This window comes from Streptomyces sp. NPDC002838 (assembly GCF_040295365.1).
Lineage (GTDB): Bacteria > Actinomycetota > Actinomycetes > Streptomycetales > Streptomycetaceae > Streptomyces.
On record NZ_JBEOVF010000049.1, the window covers coordinates 37,534 to 58,692 of the forward strand.

The window sequence follows — 21,159 nt, forward strand, 5'->3', positions numbered from 1 at the left end:
TGCCGGCGGGTGCTCGGTGCACAGCTGGATGCAGGCGCGCTGCCCGCCGGGTGAGGTGGTCACTTCGGTCAGGTTGCTGAGTCGCACAGCTCCAAGAGCTCGCGGGTGTTCGGTCGGAGTCGCAGCGGGTTGTGACGGCTGTCCGAACTCAATTCCGTCTGCCATTGCCTTGAAAGTGCCTTGATAGGGTGAACTTTCATGGAATAGCGGACAGTTGCTATGACTGCTTCCGCAACCGCCGGTCCAGCGCCAGCGACAGTTCCGCCTCCACCACGCTCTGAGCCAGGGGCCGTAGCCGCTGGAGGTCCTCCTCGGGGCCGTGGCGCAGGATCAGGTCGGCGAACAGGTCGGCCAGCGCGTCGGCGTGTTCGCGGACGCGTTTGCCCGCCGCCAGGACCTCCGCCAGCGGGATGCCCTCGCGGACCAGGGCCGAGGAGACGTCGAGGAGGCGGCGGCTGATGTGGACGATCTCGTCGCCGTCGGTGGCGAGGTAGCCGAGGTCCAGGGCGACGGCGAGGTTCTCCGGGGTGACCTCGCCCTCGAAGCGGGCGGCGAGCTCCTCGGGGGTGAGGCGGACCGGCTCCTCCTCGGTGGGGGTGCCGACGCCGAGAAGTTCACCGACATCGCGGCCGTGCTCGAAGGCTTCCGCCAGTTCGGCGATGCCGTTCAGTGTGTGGCCGCGTTCCAGCAGTGCGGAGATGGTGCGCAGGCGGGCCAGGTGGCTGTCGTCGTACCAGGCGATACGGCCCTCGCGGCGCGGTGCCTGGATCAGCTTGCGCTCGCGGTAGAAGCGCAGGGTGCGGACCGTGATCCCGGCCTCCCTGGCCAGCTCCTCCATGCGGTATTCACGCTTGTCTGCCACGCCCGCACCCTATGTCGTACCCTCGGTAACTTTCCCCGCCCGTCCCCTACCCATCGGTATGGAGCTGCTCTAACCTCCCATTGCGCCAGTGTTCACTGGCGGAGTCGTCAGGGCAAGGAGGTCACGGGATGACCGAGCATGTGCGGGTGGCGGTGATCGGGTCCGGGTTCGGCGGGCTGGGGGCCGCCGTACGGCTGCGGCGCGAGGGTGTCACCGACTTCGTCGTCCTGGAGCGGGCGGACGGTGTCGGCGGGACCTGGCGGGACAACAGTTACCCGGGGTGCGCCTGTGACGTGCCGTCCCATCTGTACTCGTTCTCCTTCGCGCCCCATGCGGAGTGGCCGCGCGCCTTCTCCGGGCAGCGGCACATCCGCGCGTACCTGGAGCACGTGGCCGACGTGTTCCGGCTCCGGCCGCACATCCGCTTCGACTCCGAAGTGAAGATGATGACTTGGGACGGCGAGAGGCTGTGCTGGGACATCGAGACGACCAGTGGCTCACTCTCCGCGGACGTCGTCGTCTCCGCCACCGGGCCGCTGTCCGACCCGAGGATCCCGGACATCCCGGGGCTGGACGCCTTCCCGGGCAAGGTCTTCCACTCCGCCTGCTGGGACCACGACTACGAACTGCGCGGCAAGCGGGTCGCGATGGTCGGCACGGGCGCCTCCGCGATCCAGATCGTGCCCGCCATCCAGCCCCTCGTGGAGAAGCTCACCCTCTTCCAGCGCACCCCGCCGTGGGTGATGCCCCGCGTCGACCGCCCCATCAGCGGCGCCGAGCGCGCCCTGTACCGGGCCCTGCCCTTCACCGCCCAGCTCCGGCGCGGACTGCTGTGGGGCATCCGGGAGTTGCAGGTGCAGGCATTCACCAAGCGCCCGGGCCAGCTCGGCCTGGTCGAGCAGTTGGCCAAGCGTCACATGGCCCGCTCCATCAAGGACCCGGCCCTGCGCGCCGAACTCACCCCCGACTACCGCATCGGCTGCAAGCGGATCCTGCTGTCCAGCGACTACTACCCGGCGCTCGCCCGGCCGAATGTCGACGTGGTCGCGAGCGGGCTGACCGAGGTCCGCGGTTCGACCGTGGTCGCCGCCGACGGCAGCACGGCCGAGGTCGAAGCGATCGTGTTCGGTACGGGCTTCCACGTCACGGACATGCCGATCGCCGAGCGGGTGGTCGGCGCGGACGGGCGCACGCTCGCCGAGTCCTGGGCGCGGGGCGGCGGGATGGAGGCGCTGCGGGGAGCCTCGGTGTCCGGATTCCCCAACTGGCTGACCATCATCGGGCCCAACACCGGCCTCGGGAACTCCTCGATGATCCTCATGATCGAGTCCCAGCTGAACTACATGGCCGACTTCGTACGGCAACTCGGCGTCCTCGGCGGCCGGGTCGCGCTCGACGCCCGCCCGGGTGCCGTGCGCGCCTGGAACCGGCGGGTGCAGGAGCGCATGCGGCGCACGGTGTGGAACACCGGCGGCTGCACCAGCTGGTACCTGGACGCGAACGGCCGCAACACCACGATCTGGCCGGGGACGACGACCGAGTTCCGGCGGGCGACGCGGCGGGTGGATCTGGGGGAGTACGACGTCCTGCGGCTCCCCGTACGGCAGAAGGTCTCGGAGGTCGGCGCGTGAGCAGGATGAGTCTCGAAGGGCAGGTCGCCGTCGTCACCGGAGCGGCGCGGGGCGTGGGGGAGTTGCTGGCCCGCAAGCTGTCGGCGCGCGGGGCGGCGGTGGCGTTGGTCGGGCTGGAGCCGGACGCGCTCAAGCGGGTCTGTGAGCGGCTGCACGGCGACAGCGACCACTGGTACGCCGACGTCACCGACCACGAGGCGATGGCCCGGGTCGCGCGGGAGGTCAAGGAGCGGTTCGGCAAGGTCGACATCGTCGTCGCCAACGCGGGCGTGGCGACCGGCGGGCCGTTCGTCGACTCCGATCCGGAGGCCTGGCGGCGGGTGATCGAGGTCAACCTGATCGGGTCGGCGGTGACGGCCCGGGCGTTTTTGCCGGTGCTGATGGAGAGCCGGGGGTACCTGTTCCAGATCGCGTCCCTCGCCGCGATCACTCCGGCGCCGATGATGACCGCGTACTGCGCGTCCAAGTCGGGCGTGGAGGCGTACGCGCACAGTCTGCGGGCCGAGGTCGGGTACAAGGGCGTGCGGGTCGGGGTCGGGTATCTGTCGTGGACCGACACGGACATGGTGCGCGGGGCCGATCAGGACGAGGTGATGCGGGAGCTGCGGCAGCGGCTGCCGTGGCCGTCCAACAAGACCTATCCGCTGGGGCCCGCGGTGGACCGGATCGTGGCCGGGATCGAGCGGCGGTCGAGCCATGTGTACGGGCAGTGGTGGCTGCGCGGGATGCAGGGGGTGCGCGGGTATCTGCCGGGTCTCATCGGGACGGTGGGGCAGCGGGAGATGCGGCGGTTCGCGTCCCGGTTGGAGGGCATGCGGACGGGGCTCGTCGGCGCAGGTGGGGCGGCGGATGAGGAGGCCCGTGCTACGCACCGTAGTTGATCGAAATGCGCACTGTGTCCGGCCGTGTGAATCTGGTCGAGGCCCCACCGAGGGGCCAGTTCCCCACCCACCACGGGAGTGAACCCACATGGGTATGAAGGACCAGTTCCAGGAGAAGTCCGAGCAGTGGCAGCAGCAGGCCAAGCAGAAGGCGCAGCAGGCCCGTGAGCAGGCTCAGCAGCGCGGTAAGCAGGGCCAGGAGCGCGGTAAGCAGGGCCAGGAGCGCGGTAAGCAGGGCCAGGAGCGCGGCCGGCAGGGCGAGCCCATGCGCGACCGTGACGAGGAGACGGAGCGCCTCCGTCGTGAGGAAGAGGACCGTTTCAGTCAGGACTATGACGCCTGACGTTCCGGCCTGAGCGGAAAGGGTGCTCCTCCACGAGGGGCACCCTTTCTCACGTACCCGGGACCTCACGTACGCGGCGGCAGCTTCGGCCTCGACCTGTCCGGCACGTGCGAGTAATCCGGAGGCGTCGCCGGGGGATTGGTCTCCAACAGGTCCAGCGCCAGCTCCACCGCGTCGGCCAGCTGTGCGTGGCGGCCCTCCGCCCAGTCCAGGGGGGTGCGCAGGATCTCCAGGTCGGGGAGGACGCCGTGGTTCTCCACGGACCAGCCGTACGCGTCGAACCAGGCCGCGTTCATCGGCACCGTGATCACCGTGCCGTCGCCCAGTTGGTGGCGGCCGGTCATGCCGACCACTCCGCCCCAGGTCCGCTGACCGACCACCGGGCCGAGTTTCAGCAGCTTGAAGGCGGCCGTGATCATGTCGCCGTCCGAGGACGTCGCCTCGTCGGCCAGCGCGACCACCGGGCCGCGCGGCGCGCTCGAGGCGTACGACACCGGCTGGGCGTCGCGGGTCAGGTCCCAGCCCAGGATCGTGCGGGTCAGCTTCTCCACCACCAACTCGCTGATGTGGCCGCCCGCGTTGCCCCGCACGTCCACGATCAGCGCGGGCCGGGACACCTCCATGCGCAGGTCCCGGTTGAACTGCGCCCAGCCCGAGCCGCCCATGTCGGGGATGTGCAGATAGCCGCACCGGCCGCCGCTCAACTCCCGTACCACGGCCCGGCGTTTGGCCACCCAGTCCTGGTAGCGCAGAGGACGCTCGTCGACCAACGGGACGACAGCCACCCGGCGCGCTCCTCCCTCTCCCTCCGCCGGTGTGAACGTCAGCTCCACCGTCGTACCGCCCGCCCCCGCCAGCAGCGGATACGGGCCCGCCACCGGATCCACCGGCCGGCCGTCGACATGGGTGAGCACCGCCCCCTCCCGGATGCCCGTGCCGGCCAGCGGTGAGCGGGCCTTGGAGTCGGAGGACTCGCCGGGCAGGATCCGCCGGACCACCCAACCCTCCTCGCGGCGGACGAAGTTGGCGCCGAGCAGGCCCTGCCGGCGCTGGTAGTGCGACGGGCCCTCGTTGCGGCGGGCGGCGGCGACGTACGCGTGCGAGGTGCCCAGCTCGCCGAGCACCTCGCGCAGCAGGTCCGCGAACTCGTCCGGGGACGCGACCCGTTCGACCAGCGGGCGGTACTGGTCGAGCACCGCGTCCCAGTCGATGCCGCACATCCCCGGCTCCCAGAAGTACGCCCGGATCAGCCGCCCTGCCTCCTCGTACGACTGGCGCCACTCGGCGGCCGGGTCGACCCGGTGCAGGATGCGGCGCAGGTCGATCCAGACCGTCGTGTCGAGGTCGCCCGGTTCGTTGGACGGCACCGCGCGCAGGTCGCCCTCGTCCACGACCACCAGCCGCGTACCGTCGCCGCTGACCGAGAACCAGTCCAGGTGCTCGACGAGTTCGGACTTCTTCGCCTTGCTGATGTTGAAGTACTCGAGGGTCGGCCGGCCGCTGGTGTCGTCCGGGTTCACGAACGTCTCGCCGAGCGCGCCGGAGATCGGCCAGCGCAGCCAGACCAGCCCGCCGCCCGCGACCGGGAACAGCGCCGAGTACTTGGAGGCGGCGACCGGGAACGGTGTCACCCGGCTGGCCAGGCCCTCCACCTCGACGGCCACCGTGCCGTCGCCGCCCTCGTCCTCCTCCACCGGGTCCAGCCCCCCGGCGGCCGGGCGGCCCTCGGGGTTCAGCGCGAAGGGGGAGGGGGTGGCCGACGACAACGGCACCAGATAGGGCCTGCATCCCAGCGGGAAGGACAGATCCCCCGTGTGCACGTCGTACACCGGGTCGAAGCCGCGCCACGACAAGAACGCCAGATAGCGGCCGTCCCGGGTGAACACCGGGTTCTCGTCCTCGAAGCGGCCGTTCGTCACGTCGACGATCAACCGGTCCTTTGTCCGCGCCATCTTGATCTGCCTGAGCGACCTCCCGATCCCCGGATGCGACCACGTCAGCCAGGCCCCGTCCGGCGAGAAGGCGAGGTCGCGCACGGGACCGTTGATCGACCGGATCAGCTCGGTCACCTCGCCGCCCGAGTCCTCCGCAGCGTCGATCAGCAGCAGCCGTCCGTCGTGCGAGGCGATGGCCAGCCGTTCACCCTCCGGATCGGAGACCAGCTCCAGCACCCGCCCCAGCTCGCCCGACGCCAGGCGCCGATGCGCACGGGCGCCCGTCGCCCGCGGCAGATAGGCGATCTCGATCGCGTCCTCGCCCTCCGCGTCCGTGACGTAGGCGACCTGGCCGCCCGAGCCGAGCATCTCCGGGAGCCGGACCCGTACGCCGGGCGGGTCGGTGATGGTGCGGGCGGGGCCGTCGCGGTGGGTCAGCCAGTACAGGCTGCCGCGTACGGCGACGGCGCTCGCGCGGCCCGTCTCGTCGACCGAGAGGCCGTCGACGTGCTGGGCCGCCGGGACCTGGTACGTACGGCGGCCCGCGCGCGGCCCGCTGAGCCGTACGTCGAGCCGGCGCGGGACCGAGTCCGCGGCGAGGTCGTCGACGATCCACAGGTCGCCCGCGCACTGGTACACCACCCGCGTGCCGTCACTGGAGGCGTGCCGGGCGTAGAAGGCGTCGTGGTCGGTGTGGCGGCGCAGGCCGGAGCCGTCGTAGGCGCACGAGTAGAGGTTGCCGACGCCCTCGTGGTCGGAGAGGAAGGCGATGCGGCCGCCGACGAACATCGGGGAGTGCAGGTGCCCCGGGAGGCCGGCCAGCAGCCGCTCCCCGTGCAGCCACAGGCGGCCCATGGCGCCGCCCCGGTAGCGCTTCCAGGCGGCCGGTTCGTGCGGCGGGGTGCCGGTCAGCAGCAGGCTTTTGTGCTGCCCGTCGACGTCGGCGACCTGGATGTCGGAGACCGGGCCCCAGGGGAGCTTGCGGCCGGGGTCGCCGTCGGGGTGGACCTTGTAGGCCCAGGTGAAGTAGGAGAAGGGCTCGCCGTGGGAGGCGACGGCGAGGATCTGCCCGTCCGGGGTCCAGCCGCAGACCTGGGTGTCCGGGGAACCCCAGTGGGTGAGCTGCCGGCCCGGTCCGCCGTCCACCGGTACCAGGTGGATCTCCGGGGCCAGGCTGCGCCAGCTCGTGTACGCGAGGTGGCGGCCGTCGGGCGAGAAACGGGGGTGGCCGGTCTTGGTGCGGTCGACGGTGAGCCGCCAGGCGCGGCCCGGGCCGTCGAGCGGGGCCAGCCAGAGGTCGTCCTCGGCCACGAAGCACAGCAGTTCGCCGTTCAGATGCGGCACACGCAGATAGCTCACCTCCCCCATGCTTCGCTGGAGGGACGGATCTGGTCAACTTGGGAAAAACCGGCGCCCCGGCCACCGGCCGGAAACCGCCGTGACCGGGGACACGAACGAAACAGTTTCGTTTCGCTCGGGAATGCGCTACATTTTTCACGTGGCTTCACGTACGAAACCGTGTCGTTCGGAGTGGGAAGGTGAGCGGAATGACTGAGGTCGCAGCGACGCGTCGCAGCCGGATCACCCCCGAGCGCGAGGCCGAGTTGTACGAGGCCGTGCTCGACCTGCTCCGCGAGGTCGGCTACGACGCCCTCACCATGGACGCCGTGGCCGCCCGCACGCGATCCAGCAAGGCCACGCTCTACCGCCAGTGGGGCGGCAAGCCCGAGCTGGTCGTGAAGGCCATGCGGCACAACAAGCCGGGCAACATCGGCGATGTCGACACCGGATCCCTCCGGGGCGACCTCCACACCCTGGTGTCCCGCGAGGACGACTGCACCATGGAGCGGAACTCCGGCCTGATGCGGGCACTGGCCATGGCGGCGCACTCCAATCCGGATCTGATGCGGGCGCTCAAGGAACTGCTCGTCGATCCGGAGATGGGCGAGTTCCGGCGGGTCATGCAGCGCTCGATCGACCGCGGTGAGATCCCGGCCGACTCCCCCGCGCTGGACTACATCGTGCACATGCTGGCCGGCGCCTTCATCGCCCGCACGCTGATCGACGAACTGCCGCCCACGCAGGAGTTCCTGCGTTCGTACATCGACGCCGTGGTCCTCCCCGCCCTCGGCGCATCCACCACCTGAGTTCTCCCCAGCACTTCGCAGTGCTCAGCAGCACCTGACGCGACCGCTCACGTCGTCGGGCTGATCATCCCTGCCCTGAAGACCCACGACCTGACCGGGAGTACGCCCTCGTGGCCACGTTCCTCTATAAACTCGGCCGGCTCGCCTTCCGGCGACGGCATTTCGTCGCCCTGATCTGGGTGGCCCTGCTGACGCTCGCGGGCGTCGGCGCGGCCTCCGCGCCCGCCCCGGGCACCACCTCCTTCTCGATCCCCGGCACCGAGGCGCAGAAGGCCTTCGACCTGCTGGAACAGCGTTTCCCCGGCGCCAGCGCCGACGGAGCGACCGGACGCATCGTCTTCAAGGCACCCGACGGCGAGAAGATGACGGACGCCGACAACAAGGCGACCGTCGCGAAGACCGTCAAGGAACTGGGCGACGGCTCCGAGGTCGTCTCCGTCACCGACCCGTTCACGACGAACGCCGTGAGCAAGGACGGCACGGTCGCCTACACCTCGGTGAGGTACGACGTCCCCGGCATGGAGCTGGAGGACTCGACCAGGGACGCCCTGGAGGCGGCCGCGGACGAGGCCCGGGCCACCGGGCTGACCGTCGACGTCGGAGGTGACGCCCTGCAGGCCGCGGCCGAGGCGGGGGCCATCGGTGAGGTCATCGGCCTCGCCATCGCCGCGGTCGTCCTCGTCCTCACCCTGGGCTCGCTGGTCGCCGCCGGACTGCCACTGCTGACCGCGATCATCGGTGTCGGCATCGGCGTCTCCACCATCACCGCCCTCGCCAACGCGCTCGACCTCGGCGACACCACCTCCACGCTCGCCTTGATGATCGGCCTCGCGGTCGGCATCGACTACGCGCTGTTCATCGTCTCGCGCTACCGGGGCGAGCTGGCCGAGGGCCGCGACCGCGAGGAGGCGGCCGGCCGCGCCACCGGCACCGCCGGCTCGGCCGTGGTCTTCGCGGGTCTCACCGTCGTGATCGCACTCGCGGGCCTCTCGGTCGTCGGTGTCCCGATGCTGACCAAGATGGGCCTCGCGGCGGCGGGCACGGTCGTGGTCGCCGTCCTCATCGCGCTGACCATGATCCCGGCGCTGCTCGGGTACGCGGGCAAGAGGGTCCGGCCGACGGGCGAGAAGCGCAAGCGGCGTGGCGGCGACAAGTCCGAGGCGCCCGAGAAGTCCGAGGCGCGGGCCAAGCCCGGCATGGGCACCCGCTGGGCGAGCTTCGTCATCCGCCGTCCGGTCGCCGTGCTGCTGCTCGGCGTGGTCGGCCTGGGTGCGATCGCGGTCCCGGCCACCCAGCTGGAGCTGGGCCTGCCCGACGACGGCTCCCAGCCGACGTCCACGACACAGCGCCGGGCGTACGACCTGCTGTCGGAGGGCTTCGGACCGGGCTTCAACGGCCCCCTGATGATCGTGGTCGACGCCAAGGACAGCGACGACCCCAAGGCGGCGGCCACCACGGTGACCGACGGGATCAAGGGTCTCAAGGACGTCGTGACGGTCACCCCGGCTGCCTTCAACAAGGCGGGCGACACCGCGACGATCACCGTGATCCCGGACTCCAAACCGTCCTCGACGCAGACCGAGGACCTGGTGCACGCCATCCGTGACAAGGGCGCCGACGTCAAGGCCGACACGGGCGCGAGGGTCCTGGTCACCGGCACCACCGCGATGAACATCGACTTCTCGCAGAAGCTCACCGACGCGCTGGTCCCGTACCTGGCCCTGGTGGTGGGCCTCGCCTTCCTCCTCCTCATCGTGGTCTTCCGCTCCATCCTGGTCCCGCTGAAGGCGGCCCTCGGCTTCCTGCTCAGCGTGCTCGCCGCGCTCGGTGCCGTGGTCGCGGTCTTCCAGTGGGGCTGGCTCTCCGGCCTGATCGGCGTCGAGGAGACCGGCCCGATCATGTCGATGATGCCGATCTTCATGGTGGGCGTGGTCTTCGGTCTCGCGATGGACTACGAGGTGTTCCTCGTGACCCGCATGCGGGAGGCGTACGTCCATGGCGAGTCGCCGAGCCAGGCCGTGGTGACCGGCTTCAGGCACAGTGCCCGGGTCGTGGCCGCCGCCGCGGTCATCATGATGGCCGTCTTTGGCGGCTTCATCAGCTCCAGCGAGTCGATGATCAAGATGATCGGCTTCGGCCTCGCGATCGCGGTCTTCTTCGACGCGTTCGTCGTCCGCATGGCGATCGTCCCGGCGGTGCTCGCCCTGCTCGGCAAGAAGGCCTGGTGGCTGCCGAAGTGGCTGGACCGCGCCCTGCCGAACGTCGACGTCGAGGGCGAGGGCCTGCGTACCCTGGACGACCCGGAGAAGGCCGGCGACGCGGATCCGGACGAGAAGAAGGAACTGGTCCGCGCCTGACGCGACAGCTCCGGCAGGACCAGCCGGTGAGGGCTCCGTGGGGACGGGGTGCCCTCACCGGCTTTCTTGTGCCGGGCCCAGCGGGGTGTCGAGGAGGGCGGTCAGGGTGCGCTTGAAGTCCTCGGTCTGCGGATCGTCCAGCCCGCCGAGAGGAGCGAGGAGCTGGTCGAGCAGCACCTGTACGGCGTCCACGGCCGGCCGCACGGCCGCCCGCCCCTCGCCGGTCAGCGCCAGCCGTACGACTCGGGTGTCCTCCGCGTCCCGGGTACGGCGGATGAGCCCGGCCGCCTCCAGGGAACGGGCCAGCTTCGACACGTACAGCGCCTCGAGACCCGTGTAGTCGGCGAGCTCCCGCTGGCTCGGCCGCCGCCCCGCCCGCTCCATCCCGCCCAGGGAGGCCAGCAGGACGTACTGGGCGTGGGTCAGGTTCAGCGGGGCGAGGGCCTGGTCGACGGCGGTACGCCACTTGTTGGCGAGGCGCCAGACGAGGTAGCCGGGGGTGGGGGAGGGGGCCTTCGGTGCGTCACTCACGGTGGATACGGTACATGGCTACCTTTATCGAGAGTCAGGGCTTGTCGAGCGCCCGAGGTAGGTGACCTCCGTCGAGTCGGCGTCCGGCACCTCGATCTCATGGAAGCCGAGACGGTCGTAGAAGGACCGGGCGGGGGTGTTGGCGGTGAGCATGGAGAGGTGCACGGCCGGTACGCCCTTCTTGTGCAGGGCGACGAGGAAGGTCTCCATCAGGGCCCGCCCGTATCCACGCCCCTGCCGGTCGGGGAGCAGGTCGATGTGGAGGTGGGCCGGGTAGGCGGCGACCGCCGGCACGAGCATGCGTTCGGGATGGTGGAGGAGGGGGACGATCTCGTCGTCCGGGGTGCGGGGCGGGGCCTTCGGCTCCGGGTACCGGTCGGCGACCAGGGGCAGCCACTTCGCCCGGTAGTCCTCGACGAAACGAGGCGTGTCCGCGGTGCCGAGGATGTAGCCGACGGCTTGTCCGTGACCGTCGTCCAGGACGAAGGCCAGGTCCGGCTCCAGGTGGACGTATGGTGCCGCGAAGATCGCCGGGAAGATGCCGGGGTCGGCGTAGTGAGGGCGGCTGTCCCGGCCGACGTGGGCGGTGCGGACGCAGATGTCGTCGAGGGCGGGGCGGTCGGCGGGGGCGTAGGGGCGTATCGCGGGTGCGGGTTCGGATGCGGGTGCCGAAGTCATCGTCGTACGGTGCTTGGTCGGGAGCGCTCTCGCAACTCCGTTCACTTTGGCCGACAACGGTTCAACTCCGCCCAGACCGTTTTGCGGGGATGCGGGCCTGGGGTGACGCCCCAGCGGTCGGCGAGGGCGTCCACGAGGAGGAGACCTCGGCCGGATTCGGCGTCCGGGGTGGCCGGGGCGAGGTGGGGGTGGCGGTCACCCCGGGTGTCCGTGACCTCGATACGAAGGGTGCCGCCGACGACGTAGAGGGTCAGGCGGAAGTCTCTTCCGGGGACGCGGCCGTGGGTGGCCGCGTTGATGGCGAGCTCGGCGACGATCTGAGGTGCGGTGTCCAGCGGGAGGTCCCAGGCGCGGAGTTGCTCCGTTGCGAGGAGGCGGGCGAGGCGGGCGCCGCGGGGCGTGGGGGACAGGAGCACCGTGAAGTTGCGGACGGGGGCGGCGACTTCTTGATTCATGTCACTCAGAGTGGCGGATTCTGCTTACGTGGATGAGTGACGGCGCCTGTGCGTACGGTGACTGTCCTGGCTTTGTCCTGCGCTGTCTCGGCTGTCTCAGGTGACGTACGGGTACGGGTGCGCGTTGGAGGTGGACATGAACGAGGGTGCGGACGAGGCGGGTTGGGATATTGAGCCGGGTGACGAGATCGCGCCGGTGGTCGAGGCCGTGGGGCGGCTGGTCAAGCTGAGCCGTGAAGCAATCGGGATGCGGGTGGCCGACTTCGCTGATGTCATGGGGTACGGCGAGGATCTGATCCGCAAGGTGGAGCGCGGGGTACGGATTCCCCGGCCGGACTTCTTGGACAAGGCCGACGAAGTGCTGCGGGCGGGCGGGCACCTGAAGGCGTTCCGTGACGATATGTTGAGGGCGCGGTACCCGAAGAAGGTCCGTGAGTTGGCGGAGCTGGAGGCGCGTGCCGTCGAGCTGCTGCTGTACAGCAACCACAACATCCATGGGTTGTTGCAGACGCCGGAGTACGCGAAGGCGTTGATCGAGATGCAGCAGCCCCCGCTGTCCGTCGACATGGTGGAGCGTGGGACCGCGGGACGCGTTGCCCGCAAGTCGATCTTCGAGCGCGAGCCCGCCCCGTTGCTCAGCTTTATTCAGGAGCAGGTGACGCTGGAACGCCCACTCGGAGGGAAAATGGTCCTGCGCCGACAGCTCGAACACCTCCTGGAAGTAGGGCAGTTGCGAAACGTCTCGATTCAGGTCATGCCGACCGACCGAGAGGAGCACTCCGGAATGCAGGGTCTGATCGAGGTGCTGAAGTTCGGGGACGGTACGGCGCTCGGACGTTCGGACGGCGCGTTCAATGGCCGCCCCGTCTCTGACCTGAGGGATCTGCGGATCCTCGAACTGCGGTATGGAATGATCCGGGCCCAGGCCCTCCCGCCGAGGGAGTCGCTGACCTTTATCGAGCAAGCGCTGGGGAGACTATGAGCGCCACGGAACTCCACTGGTTCAAGAGCAGCTATAGCAGCAGCAGCGACCCCAACGACTGCGTCGAGGTGGCCACCACCCCCGCCACCGTCCACGTCCGTGACTCCAAGACTCCCGACACTCCCCACCTCACAGCCGCTCCGGCTGTCTGGACGCACTTCGTCGCGTACGTTTCACAGCCCTGACAACCCGGTCGCCTGCCCCGTACACGCACCGCTAGCGTGCCGTCCATGACGACGACCGCCAGTGACACCGAAGACTCCGGAGCCCACCCCCGTTTCGCCGAAGCCCTGCGCGAGCTGGGGCTTGAGGGTCTGGAGATCCGCCGCTTCCCGGACGCCACCCGTACCGCCGCCGAGGCCGCCGCGGCGGTCGGGTGCGAGTTGAGCCAGATCTGTAAGTCGCTGATCTTCGCGGCGGACGGGGTACCCGTGCTGGTCCTCATGGACGGCGCGTCCCGCGTCGATGCGGAGCTCGTCCGACAGGAGCTCGGCGCCGAGAAGGTCACGCGGGCCAAGGCCGACGTCGTACGGGAGACGACCGGGTACGCCATCGGCGGCGTGCCGCCCTTCGGGCACCGGAACAGGACCCGGGTCCTCGCCGACCGGTCGCTGCTCGACCACGACATCGTGTGGGCCGCCGCCGGCAACCCGCACGCCGTCTTCCCCATGGAGCCCAAGGACCTTGTCGCGCACGCCGGCGCCACCGTGGCGGACGTGCGCGAGCGCACCGCGTGACCCGGACCAGTCGGCCACCCCGCCCGCACGAAGCCGTCCGGGCCCGCGCCGCGAACCGAGGAACACGGGGAGCCCGACTAGTCGTCGGCAGGCCTGAAGGAGCACTCTGGAAGCAGATATTCCGGAGGTGATCGTCATGATGCACACCGCTGTGGGATGGCACGTCGAGCTCGAGTTCCAGGAGGACGATCAGCACACGAAGGCGGCCGCGCTGGTACGTCTGCCCGATGGCACCGAGGTGCGGGCCCACGGACACGCCAGCCGCCACCACACCGACCCGAATCAGCCGAGGGTGGGGGAGGAGATCGCCGGCGCACGGGCCCTCAACGAACTCGCGATGGAGCTGCTGACCAAGGCACATCGCGAGATCGACGAGGCGTCCGGGCGGACGTCCCACCCGATCCACGTCTGATCCGTCAGGCCGTAACGCCGCTGCCTACGCCGGTGCGGCGGCGCCCCGCACCGCCCGGACCAACGCCTGGGCCCGCGGGTCCGCCGTCACCGTCTTGCGGAAACCGTTGGTCACATAACCGAAGGCGATGCCGGTCTCCGGGTCGGCGAAGCCGAGGGCGCCGCCCCGGCCCGGGTGGCCGAAGGAACCCGGGCCGAGGAGGGGCGACGCGCTGCCGTGCAGCATGTAGCCGAGGCCGAAACGGGTGTTGACCACGAGGACGCGGTCCGGTCCCGCCGACTCCTCGGTCCGGGCCAGCTCCACCGTGGCCGGGTCGAAAAGCCTTGCGCCGTCGACCTCGCTGATCAGCGCCGCGTAGAAGCGAGCCAGTCCGTCGGCCGTCGCGATGCCGTTGGTCGCGGGCAGGGCCGTCGCGCGGTACGCCGGGTCGTTCTGGTCGGGGAAGGGGGTGATCGCGGCGAAGGCCCGGCGGGTGAGGGAGGCCGGGTCGTCGTAGGCCTGGGTGACCGAACGCTTCGGGCGGAGGCGCAGGCCCGCCCCGGTGCCGGATTCAGCCGTCTCGATCCGGCCGACGCGGCCCGTCCGGCCCGCCGCCTCCTCGTCCGCCGGCAGCCCCAGCCACAGGTCCAGGCCGAGCGGCCCGGCGATCTCCGCCGCGATCCACTCGCCGGTCCCCATGCCGGTCACGCGCCGCACCAACTCGTCGAGCATCCAGCCGTACGTCAGCGCGTGATAGCCGTGATCCGTGCCGGGCGCCCAGACGGGGGCTTGGGCGGCGACGGCCTCGGGGCCCTTCGAAGGCCGCAGGGCCTCGTCCGGCGTGAGCGGCCGGTCGAGCACCGGGAGCCCGGCCCGATGGTTCAGCACGTGCCGCACCAGCACCCGCTCCTTGCCGCGCGCCTTGAACTCCGGCCAGTACTCGCCGACCGGCGCGTCCAGGTCCAGCTCCCCGCGCTGACGCAGCAGCAGCGGTACGGCGGCGGCGACGCCCTTGGTCGCGGAGCGCATGATCTGGGCCGTGCCCCGCTCCCACGGCTCGGTGCCGTCGACATCGCGCGTGCCGGCCCATAGGTCGACGACCTTGCGGCCGTCCCGGTACACGGCGACGGCCGCGCCCCGGTCCCCGAGCGCCTCGAAGTTCCGTACGAACGCGTCCCCGACCGGCTCGAAGCCCTCGGCCACTGTGCCGTTCACATCCACGTCCGTACTCCTCGTCCCGCTGAAGTCGCGCCCGTCGCCCGCGCCTCTCTCAGCCAAGCAGAATCGTCACGTCGATGTTCCCGCGGGTCGCGTTCGAGTACGGGCAGACCTCGTGGGCCGCGTCCACCAGCTTCGCCGCGATGTCCGCGTCCAGGACGGGGAGGGAGACGCTGAGGGCGACCGCGAGGCCGTAGCCGCGCTGCTTGTTGGGGCCGATGCCGACCTTCGCGGCGACCGTGGAGCCGGTCAGGTCGAAGCCCGCCCGGCGGCCGACCAGGACCAGCGCGTTGTGGAAGCAGGAGCTGTAGCCGGCCGCGAACAGCTGCTCCGGGTTGGTGCCGTTGCCGTCGCCGCCCAGCTCCGGCGGCATCGCGACCTTCAGCTCGATCTGGCCGTCCTGGCTGGTGACATAGCCGTCCCGGCCGCCGTGCGCGGTGGCCTCGGCGACGTACACGATCTTCGACGGACGGGCGTCGACAGCGGCGTCGACCGCTGTGCCGACGGCGGTGTCTTCAGTCATGGCCGGCTCCCCCCGGAACAGGTGCGCGCAAATGCATCGCGCACAAGGTACCGGCCGGTAGTGATCCGCCGATTACCAGGGGGTAGCAACCGTGGGTAACCCGAGCTCAGCGAGTACTGGATCCGCGAGTACCGGGTCCGCGAGTACGGGATCAGCGAGTACGGGGTCAGCGAGTACGGTCCGCGGCCGCCCCGGCCCTCTCCGCCAGCCGCCACAACTCCTCGCGCAACCGCGCGACCTCCGCACCGTCGAGCTCGGTCGCCGCGAGCAGCGCGCCGGGCACGCGCGCCGCGCGCTCCCTCAGCTCCTCCGCCCGCCCCGTGCACGCGACCAGCACCGAGCGCTCATCCCGCGCCGCGCGCTCCCGGCGCACGAGCCCCGCCGACTCCAGCCGCTTCAGCAGCGGTGACATCGTGCCGTAGTCGAGCCGTAGCGCGCCGGCCAGTTCCTTGACCGTCGTCTCACCGCGCTCCCACAGCGCCAGCAGCACGAGGTACTGCGGGTAGGTGAGGCCGAGCTCGTCGAGGAGCGGGCGGTACGCGGCCGTCACCGCGCGCTGGGCGGCGTACAGCGCGAAGCACAGCTGGTCGTCCAGCAGCAGGGACCCGGCGTCCTCTTGGTTCGTCACGCGCCCATTGTCACGGACGGCCCGGCGCGGCAGGCACCGAACGCGGGTCGAAACCGAACGGCAGCTCCAGCCGGTGGGCCCGCATCAGCTCGTCGTCGGAGAGCAGCTCCGCCGTCTTGCCGTCGGCCGCGATCGTGCCCTCGCTCAGGATCAGGGAGCGCGGGCACAGCTCCAGCGCGTACGGCAGGTCGTGCGTGACCATCAGCACCGTCACGTCCAACGACCGCAGGATGTCGGCCAGTTCGCGGCGGGAGGCCGGGTCGAGGTTGGAGGACGGCTCGTCGAGGACGAGGATCTCCGGCTCCATGGCGAGGACGGTCGCGACCGCCACCCGGCGCCGCTGGCCGAAGGAGAGGTGGTGCGGGGGCCGCTCCTTGAACTCCGCCATGCCGACCCGCTCCAGCGCCCGGTCCACGCGCGCCTCCAGCTCGGGCCCCTTCACCCCGGCCGCCGCCGGCCCGAAGGCCACGTCCTCCCGCACGGTCGGCATGAACAATTGGTCGTCCGGATCCTGGAAGACGATGCCGACCTTGCGCCGGATCTCGGCCATGTGCTGCTTGCCGACGGGCAGCCCGGCGACCTTCACCGTGCCGGTGCCGCCGGTCAGGATGCCGTTGAGGTGGAGGACGAGGGTGGTCTTGCCGGCGCCGTTCGGTCCGAGCAGCGCGACCCGCTCGCCGCGCGCGACGCGGAAGTCGACGCCGAACAGGGCCTGGTGGCCGTCGGGATACGCGAAGGCCAGTCCGGCCACTTCCAGTGAAGCTGTCACAGTGACCATCCCAACACGCAGACGACAAGGGCGGCGACGGGGAGGGCGAGGGCGTACGACCACTGCGCCCGGGACGCGGTCGCCTCGTCGATGACCGGCATGGAACCGGCGTACCCGCGGCTGACCATGGCCAGGTGCACGCGCTCGCCGCGCTCGTAGGAGCGGATGAAGAGCGCCCCCGCGGACTTGGCCAGTACGCCCCAGTGCTTGACGCCGCTCGCCTCGAAGCCCCGGGACTCCCGCGCGATCCGCATCCGCCGCATCTCGTCCGCGATGACGTCGCCGTAACGGATCATGAAGGAGGCGATCTGCACGAGCAACGGCGGGAGCTTCAACCGCTGCAGTCCCAGCAGGAGTTCACGCAGCTCGGTGGTGGAGGCGAGGAGGACGGAGGCGGCGACGCCGAGGGTGCCCTTGGCGAGCACGTTCCAGGCGCCCCACAGTCCGCTGACGCTCAGCGACATCCCGAGCACCTCGACCTGCTCGCCCTCCGCCACGAACGGCAGGAGCACGGCGAAGGCCACGAACGGCACCTCGATCAGCAGCCGCTTGAGCAGGAAGCCGGCGGGCACGCGGGCGACGTACGCGACGACGCCCAGCAGCACGGCGTACAGGCCGAACGCCCACATCGCCTCCCGCGGGGTCGACACGACGACCACGACGAAGGCGAAGACCGCCGCGAGCTTGGTGTGCGGCGGCAGGGCGTGCACGGGCGAGTGCCCGTGCCGGTAGAGCCTGTGCGCGTGCCCGGCGCCCATGTCAGGCGTTCTCTGTGTTCTCTACGGCCGTGTTCGCAACGGCCGTGGGGGAGGCGTCGTCCGTACGGCGCCTGCGCACCGCCCAGAACACCGCGCTGCCCGCGACGACGGTGACGCCGACGCCGATCACGCCCGCCAGGCCGCCGGACAACCGGGCGTCCTCGACGTCCTTGACGCCGTAGTCGGCGAGCGGGGAGTCCGCGGTGGCGTGCTCCTCGGTCTTGTTGTCGATGCCCTTGTCGGCGGCGACCTTCTCCAGGCCGTCGGGGTTGGCGGAGGCGTAGAAGCTGACGAATCCGGCCAGGACGAGCGAGGTGACCAGGCCGATCGCCCACACCTTGCGGTGGGAGCGGGCGGCCACCGGGGCGGCCGGTTCCGCTGCGGGGACGTCGACGAGTTCGCCGTTCACCCGCAGCTTCAGCTTCTGCTTCAGGCCGCGCGCGCCGTATACGAGGTCCGGGCGTACGGCGATGACGGCGCCGACGGTGAGGGCCGTGATGGTGGCCTCACCGATGCCGATCAGGAGGTGCACGCCGATCATGGCGGTGGCGACCTTGCCGATCGGGACGTCCGTGGTGCCGCCGACGGCGTACAGGAGCGTGAAGGCGAGGGCCGCGGCCGGGACCGAGAGCAGCGCGGCGACGAAGGAGGCGACGGTCACCGAACGGCGGGCGCGCGGCAGGACCTTCACCAGCCCGCGGAAGACGCCGTACGCGATGACCGTCGTGACGATCGCCATGCACGTGATGTTCACGCCGAGCGCGGTCAGACCGCCGTCCGCGAAGAGGATGCCCTGCATCAGCAGGACGACGGAGACGCACAGGACCCCTGTGTAGGGGCCGACGAGTATCGCGGCGAGCGCGCCGCCGAGCAGATGGCCGCTTGTTCCCGCCGCGACGGGGAAGTTGAGCATCTGCACGGCGAAAATGAACGCGGCCACCAGGCCGGCCAGCGGCGCGGTGCGCTCGTCCAGCTCGCGGCGGGCGCCGCGCAGGCTCACGGCGACGGCGGCCGCGGCGACCGCCCCGGTCGCTACGGAGGTGGGGGCGTCGATAAATCCATCAGGCACATGCACCGTTCGATGATAGTGGCTTGTTGCGAACGGCTTGCAAGAGAGATGCGCCGCGAACAGTCACGCGCGACCGGCCGAGCGGGCAACCGTCCGGTCCCGGGGGCGGAATCCAGGAAATGTGCGACATTGGAAGGGGAGCGGATGCACAGCTTCCACACAGGTTACGCAGCGTGAGAGGGCCGTCACGATGTCTGTAGTCGAGCAGTACGCACGAGCCCATATCGTCACGGATGCGGACTTTCCGGAGGACGAGGCGATCCCGGTGGTCCTGCGCTACGACCCCGACGCCGACCCGCGCTCGGTACGGGTCGGCCTGCCCGGGACCCACGACGAGTGGACTTTCTCGCGCTCGCTCCTCGAGCAGGGCCTGCGCGCACCGGTCGGCAGCGGAGAGGTCCGTGTGTGGCCGTGCGGGCGCGTGCAGGCCGTGGTCGAGTTCCACACCCCGCAGGGCGTCTCGGTGGTGCAGTTCGATACGAAGGCGCTGCTCAGGTTCCTGCGGCGGACGTACATGGCGACGGCGTCACCCGTCACGAGCTGAGGCTCAGCCGCCTGCCTTCAGCAGGGCCGCCACGATCGGTCCCGCCGTCTCGCCGCCGTGACCGCCCTGCTGGACCACGCCCGCGGCCGCGAGGTCGCCCCGGTAGGCGGTGAACCAGCCGTTCGGCTTCTTCTGGCCGTCGACCTCCGCCGAGCCCGTCTTCGCGCCGACGTTGCCCGTGACCCCGGACATCGCCTCGGCCGCCGTACCGTAGGCCGCCGTGTACGACATCAGCTCCCGCAGCTGGGAGAGGGCCGTGGCGGACATCGTGCGGGAGGCGGTCGCCAGCTTGCGGTTGTCGACCGACGGGGACACCAGGTAGGGCTGGTGGAAGGTGCCGGCCTGGACCGTCGCCGACACCGATGCCATGTTCAGCGGGTTCATCCGGACCGCGCCCTGGCCGATGAGCGAGGCCGCCATCTGGGCCTGCGACTGCACCGGCACCGCGCCGTCGAAGGACGGCACGCCGATGGCCCAGTTGTTCAGCCCCAGGCCGAAGACCTGCTGGGCCTGCTTGGTCAGGTCGTCGTTCTTCAGCTCGGGCGCCTGGCTGATGAAGGCCGTGTTGCAGGAGCGGGCGAAGCTCGCCTTGAAGGTGCCGTCCTTGATCTCGAACTTGTCGTCGTTCTGGAACTTCCATCCGCCGTACGTGAAGTACTTCGGGCACGGATGCGTCTTGTCCGCCGACGCCAGGCCCTTCTCGATCAGCAGCGAGGAGGTGATGACCTTCATCGTGGAGCCGGGGGCGAGGGAGCCCTGGAACGCCACGTTGAAGCCCTTGGAGGCGTTCGCGGCCGCCAGGATCTCGCCGGTCGACGGACGCAGTACGACGACCGACGACCGTGCCTTCTTGGCCACCTGATTCTCCGCCGCCGCCTGGAGCGCCGGGTCCAGGGTCGTCTTCACCGTGCCCGGCGTGCCCTTGCTGAGCTCCAGCAGGGTCTTGTCGGAGGACTCGGCAGACTTCGCCGACTTGCCGCGGATCACGCGCAGTTCGACGCCCGCCTTGCCGCCGGCCGTCTTGCCGTACTTCTCGCGCAGCCCGTCGAGGACCGTACCCATCGACGGGTACTTGTCCTCCGTCAGTTCGCCGCCGTCCCGGTCGACCGCCTTGATCGGCGGGGTCCCGGACTCGCCGGTGACCAGGGTGTCGCCGTCCTGGAGGTCGGGGTGGACGACCGAGGAGTGCCAGTCGACCAGCGGCTTTCCGTCGGCCTCGCGCCGTACGACGGTGAGCGCGCTGTCGTACGTCAGCGGCTTGCCGGTGTCCTTGTACGTCACCGTCCCCTTCACCGTGAAGGGGACCTTGTCGCCGGTGCGGGTGCCCGGCGTGAGCGTGACGTCCTTGATGTGGGCGTCCTTGGTGTAGCCGGTCAGCAGCTTGGTGGCAGCCGCGGAGTCGTCCGTGGCGGCGGCCGCGGCGGTGACCTTGCCCTGCTGCCAGGCCGTGAGGAACGCCTGGGCCGTGGTGGTGACCTCGGTCGCGGAGAGCGGGCCGGACGGGACGTCCTTCGCCTTCTGGTCGGCGCCGGTGGACGTCGTCCGCGTGCCGTCGTCGGCGGCCGCTCCGCCGTCGTACAGCGCGTAGACGCCGAAGCCGGCACCGGCGACGACCACGGCGATCATCCCGCCGATCACGGCGGGCTTCGTGTTCCGTCGCTCGGCGACGCGCTTTCTCTGTCCCACAGCCTTAGATCTCCTCCGGAATCCCAGGGTCCCCG

22 protein-coding genes are annotated in these 21,159 nt (G+C 70.5%); 10 read left to right on the forward strand and 12 right to left on the reverse strand.

The features are described 5' to 3' along the window. Positions 1–217: 217 nt before the first annotated feature. Positions 218–862 (reverse strand): MerR family transcriptional regulator, encoded by a 645-nt coding sequence (locus tag ABT063_RS40880; protein ID WP_351065958.1) that lies wholly within the window; start codon positions 860–862, stop codon positions 218–220. A 128-nt stretch (positions 863–990) separates the two neighbouring features. Here ABT063_RS40880 and ABT063_RS40885 point away from each other — a divergent pair, with 128 nt between their 5' ends. The 3 genes from ABT063_RS40885 to ABT063_RS40895 all read left to right on the forward strand — a co-directional run bounded on the left by ABT063_RS40885 (position 991) and on the right by ABT063_RS40895 (position 3,717). Then, positions 991–2,493 carry a flavin-containing monooxygenase gene (locus ABT063_RS40885; protein ID WP_351065959.1) on the forward strand — a complete coding sequence of 501 codons (1,503 nt, stop codon included), beginning with the start codon at positions 991–993 and terminating at the stop codon, positions 2,491–2,493. Beyond that, the gene (locus ABT063_RS40890; RefSeq protein ID WP_351065961.1) at positions 2,490–3,374 is read left to right on the forward strand and encodes an SDR family oxidoreductase; all 885 of its coding nucleotides are present in this window, start codon (positions 2,490–2,492) and stop codon (positions 3,372–3,374) included. The genes ABT063_RS40885 and ABT063_RS40890 overlap by 4 nt, the downstream gene beginning before the upstream one ends. Positions 3,375–3,462: 88 nt before the next feature. Further along, complete coding sequence (locus ABT063_RS40895) at positions 3,463–3,717, forward strand: hypothetical protein (protein ID WP_351065963.1); 255 nt, start codon at positions 3,463–3,465, stop codon at positions 3,715–3,717. Between the two features lie 65 nt (positions 3,718–3,782). On the opposite strand, the gene ABT063_RS40900 is transcribed toward ABT063_RS40895, so the two are convergent. Then, entirely contained in the window at positions 3,783–7,010 is a 3,228-nt protein-coding gene (locus ABT063_RS40900) for a S41 family peptidase (protein WP_351065965.1), read from the reverse strand. A 188-nt stretch (positions 7,011–7,198) separates the two neighbouring features. Here ABT063_RS40900 and ABT063_RS40905 point away from each other — a divergent pair, with 188 nt between their 5' ends. Beyond that, positions 7,199–7,798, forward strand: coding sequence for a TetR/AcrR family transcriptional regulator (locus ABT063_RS40905; protein ID WP_351065967.1), 600 nt, complete (start codon positions 7,199–7,201; stop codon positions 7,796–7,798). A gap of 110 nt (positions 7,799–7,908) precedes the next feature. Continuing rightward, complete coding sequence (locus ABT063_RS40910) at positions 7,909–10,155, forward strand: MMPL family transporter (protein WP_351065968.1); 2,247 nt, start codon at positions 7,909–7,911, stop codon at positions 10,153–10,155. A 54-nt stretch (positions 10,156–10,209) separates the two neighbouring features. On the opposite strand, the gene ABT063_RS40915 is transcribed toward ABT063_RS40910, so the two are convergent. From ABT063_RS40915 to ABT063_RS40925, 3 genes are read right to left on the reverse strand one after another with little or no spacing between them, the layout of a single operon-like run. Further along, positions 10,210–10,686, reverse strand: a complete 477-nt coding sequence (locus tag ABT063_RS40915; protein ID WP_351065970.1) for a MarR family winged helix-turn-helix transcriptional regulator — start codon at positions 10,684–10,686, stop codon at positions 10,210–10,212. A 24-nt stretch (positions 10,687–10,710) separates the two neighbouring features. Continuing rightward, positions 10,711–11,364, reverse strand: coding sequence for a GNAT family N-acetyltransferase (locus ABT063_RS40920; RefSeq protein WP_351065972.1), 654 nt, complete (start codon positions 11,362–11,364; stop codon positions 10,711–10,713). A gap of 41 nt (positions 11,365–11,405) precedes the next feature. Further along, on the reverse strand, positions 11,406–11,819 hold the full coding sequence (locus ABT063_RS40925; RefSeq protein WP_351065974.1) for an ATP-binding protein: 414 nt from the start codon (positions 11,817–11,819) through the stop codon (positions 11,406–11,408). A 136-nt stretch (positions 11,820–11,955) separates the two neighbouring features. Here ABT063_RS40925 and ABT063_RS40930 point away from each other — a divergent pair, with 136 nt between their 5' ends. From ABT063_RS40930 to ABT063_RS40945, 4 genes are all read left to right on the forward strand, one after another. Then, a complete protein-coding gene (locus tag ABT063_RS40930; RefSeq protein WP_351065976.1) occupies positions 11,956–12,801 on the forward strand; it encodes a helix-turn-helix domain-containing protein in 846 nt (281 codons plus the stop codon). Beyond that, positions 12,798–12,986: a DUF397 domain-containing protein gene (locus ABT063_RS40935; protein WP_351065977.1), complete on the forward strand. Its 189-nt coding sequence runs from the start codon at positions 12,798–12,800 to the stop codon at positions 12,984–12,986. Before ABT063_RS40930 ends, ABT063_RS40935 begins: the two co-directional genes overlap by 4 nt. Positions 12,987–13,031: 45 nt before the next feature. Next, entirely contained in the window at positions 13,032–13,538 is a 507-nt protein-coding gene (locus ABT063_RS40940) for a YbaK/EbsC family protein (RefSeq protein ID WP_351065979.1), read from the forward strand. 136 nt (positions 13,539–13,674) lie between these two features. Further along, positions 13,675–13,950, forward strand: a complete 276-nt coding sequence (locus tag ABT063_RS40945) for a DUF1876 domain-containing protein (protein ID WP_351065981.1) — start codon at positions 13,675–13,677, stop codon at positions 13,948–13,950. A gap of 24 nt (positions 13,951–13,974) precedes the next feature. On the opposite strand, the gene ABT063_RS40950 is transcribed toward ABT063_RS40945, so the two are convergent. From ABT063_RS40950 to ABT063_RS40975, 6 genes are all read right to left on the reverse strand, one after another. Beyond that, positions 13,975–15,150, reverse strand: coding sequence for a serine hydrolase domain-containing protein (locus ABT063_RS40950; RefSeq protein WP_351065983.1), 1,176 nt, complete (start codon positions 15,148–15,150; stop codon positions 13,975–13,977). 49 nt (positions 15,151–15,199) lie between these two features. Continuing rightward, positions 15,200–15,670: an organic hydroperoxide resistance protein gene (locus ABT063_RS40955; RefSeq protein ID WP_351065985.1), complete on the reverse strand. Its 471-nt coding sequence runs from the start codon at positions 15,668–15,670 to the stop codon at positions 15,200–15,202. A gap of 166 nt (positions 15,671–15,836) precedes the next feature. Further along, positions 15,837–16,298, reverse strand: coding sequence for a MarR family winged helix-turn-helix transcriptional regulator (locus ABT063_RS40960; protein WP_351065987.1), 462 nt, complete (start codon positions 16,296–16,298; stop codon positions 15,837–15,839). Between the two features lie 10 nt (positions 16,299–16,308). Beyond that, a complete protein-coding gene (locus ABT063_RS40965) occupies positions 16,309–17,076 on the reverse strand; it encodes an energy-coupling factor ABC transporter ATP-binding protein (RefSeq protein WP_351065989.1) in 768 nt (255 codons plus the stop codon). After that, positions 17,064–17,825, reverse strand: a complete 762-nt coding sequence (cbiQ, locus tag ABT063_RS40970; protein WP_351065991.1) for a cobalt ECF transporter T component CbiQ — start codon at positions 17,823–17,825, stop codon at positions 17,064–17,066. Before cbiQ ends, ABT063_RS40965 begins: the two co-directional genes overlap by 13 nt. A gap of 1 nt (position 17,826) precedes the next feature. Further along, a complete protein-coding gene (locus ABT063_RS40975) occupies positions 17,827–18,900 on the reverse strand; it encodes an energy-coupling factor ABC transporter permease (RefSeq protein ID WP_351065993.1) in 1,074 nt (357 codons plus the stop codon). Positions 18,901–19,084: 184 nt separating this feature from the next. Between ABT063_RS40975 and ABT063_RS40980 the strand changes: the two genes are divergently transcribed. After that, entirely contained in the window at positions 19,085–19,438 is a 354-nt protein-coding gene (locus ABT063_RS40980; protein WP_351065995.1) for an SsgA family sporulation/cell division regulator, read from the forward strand. A 3-nt stretch (positions 19,439–19,441) separates the two neighbouring features. On the opposite strand, the gene ABT063_RS40985 is transcribed toward ABT063_RS40980, so the two are convergent. Continuing rightward, positions 19,442–21,124: a penicillin-binding transpeptidase domain-containing protein gene (locus tag ABT063_RS40985; RefSeq protein WP_351065997.1), complete on the reverse strand. Its 1,683-nt coding sequence runs from the start codon at positions 21,122–21,124 to the stop codon at positions 19,442–19,444. Positions 21,125–21,159: the final 35 nt, after the last annotated feature.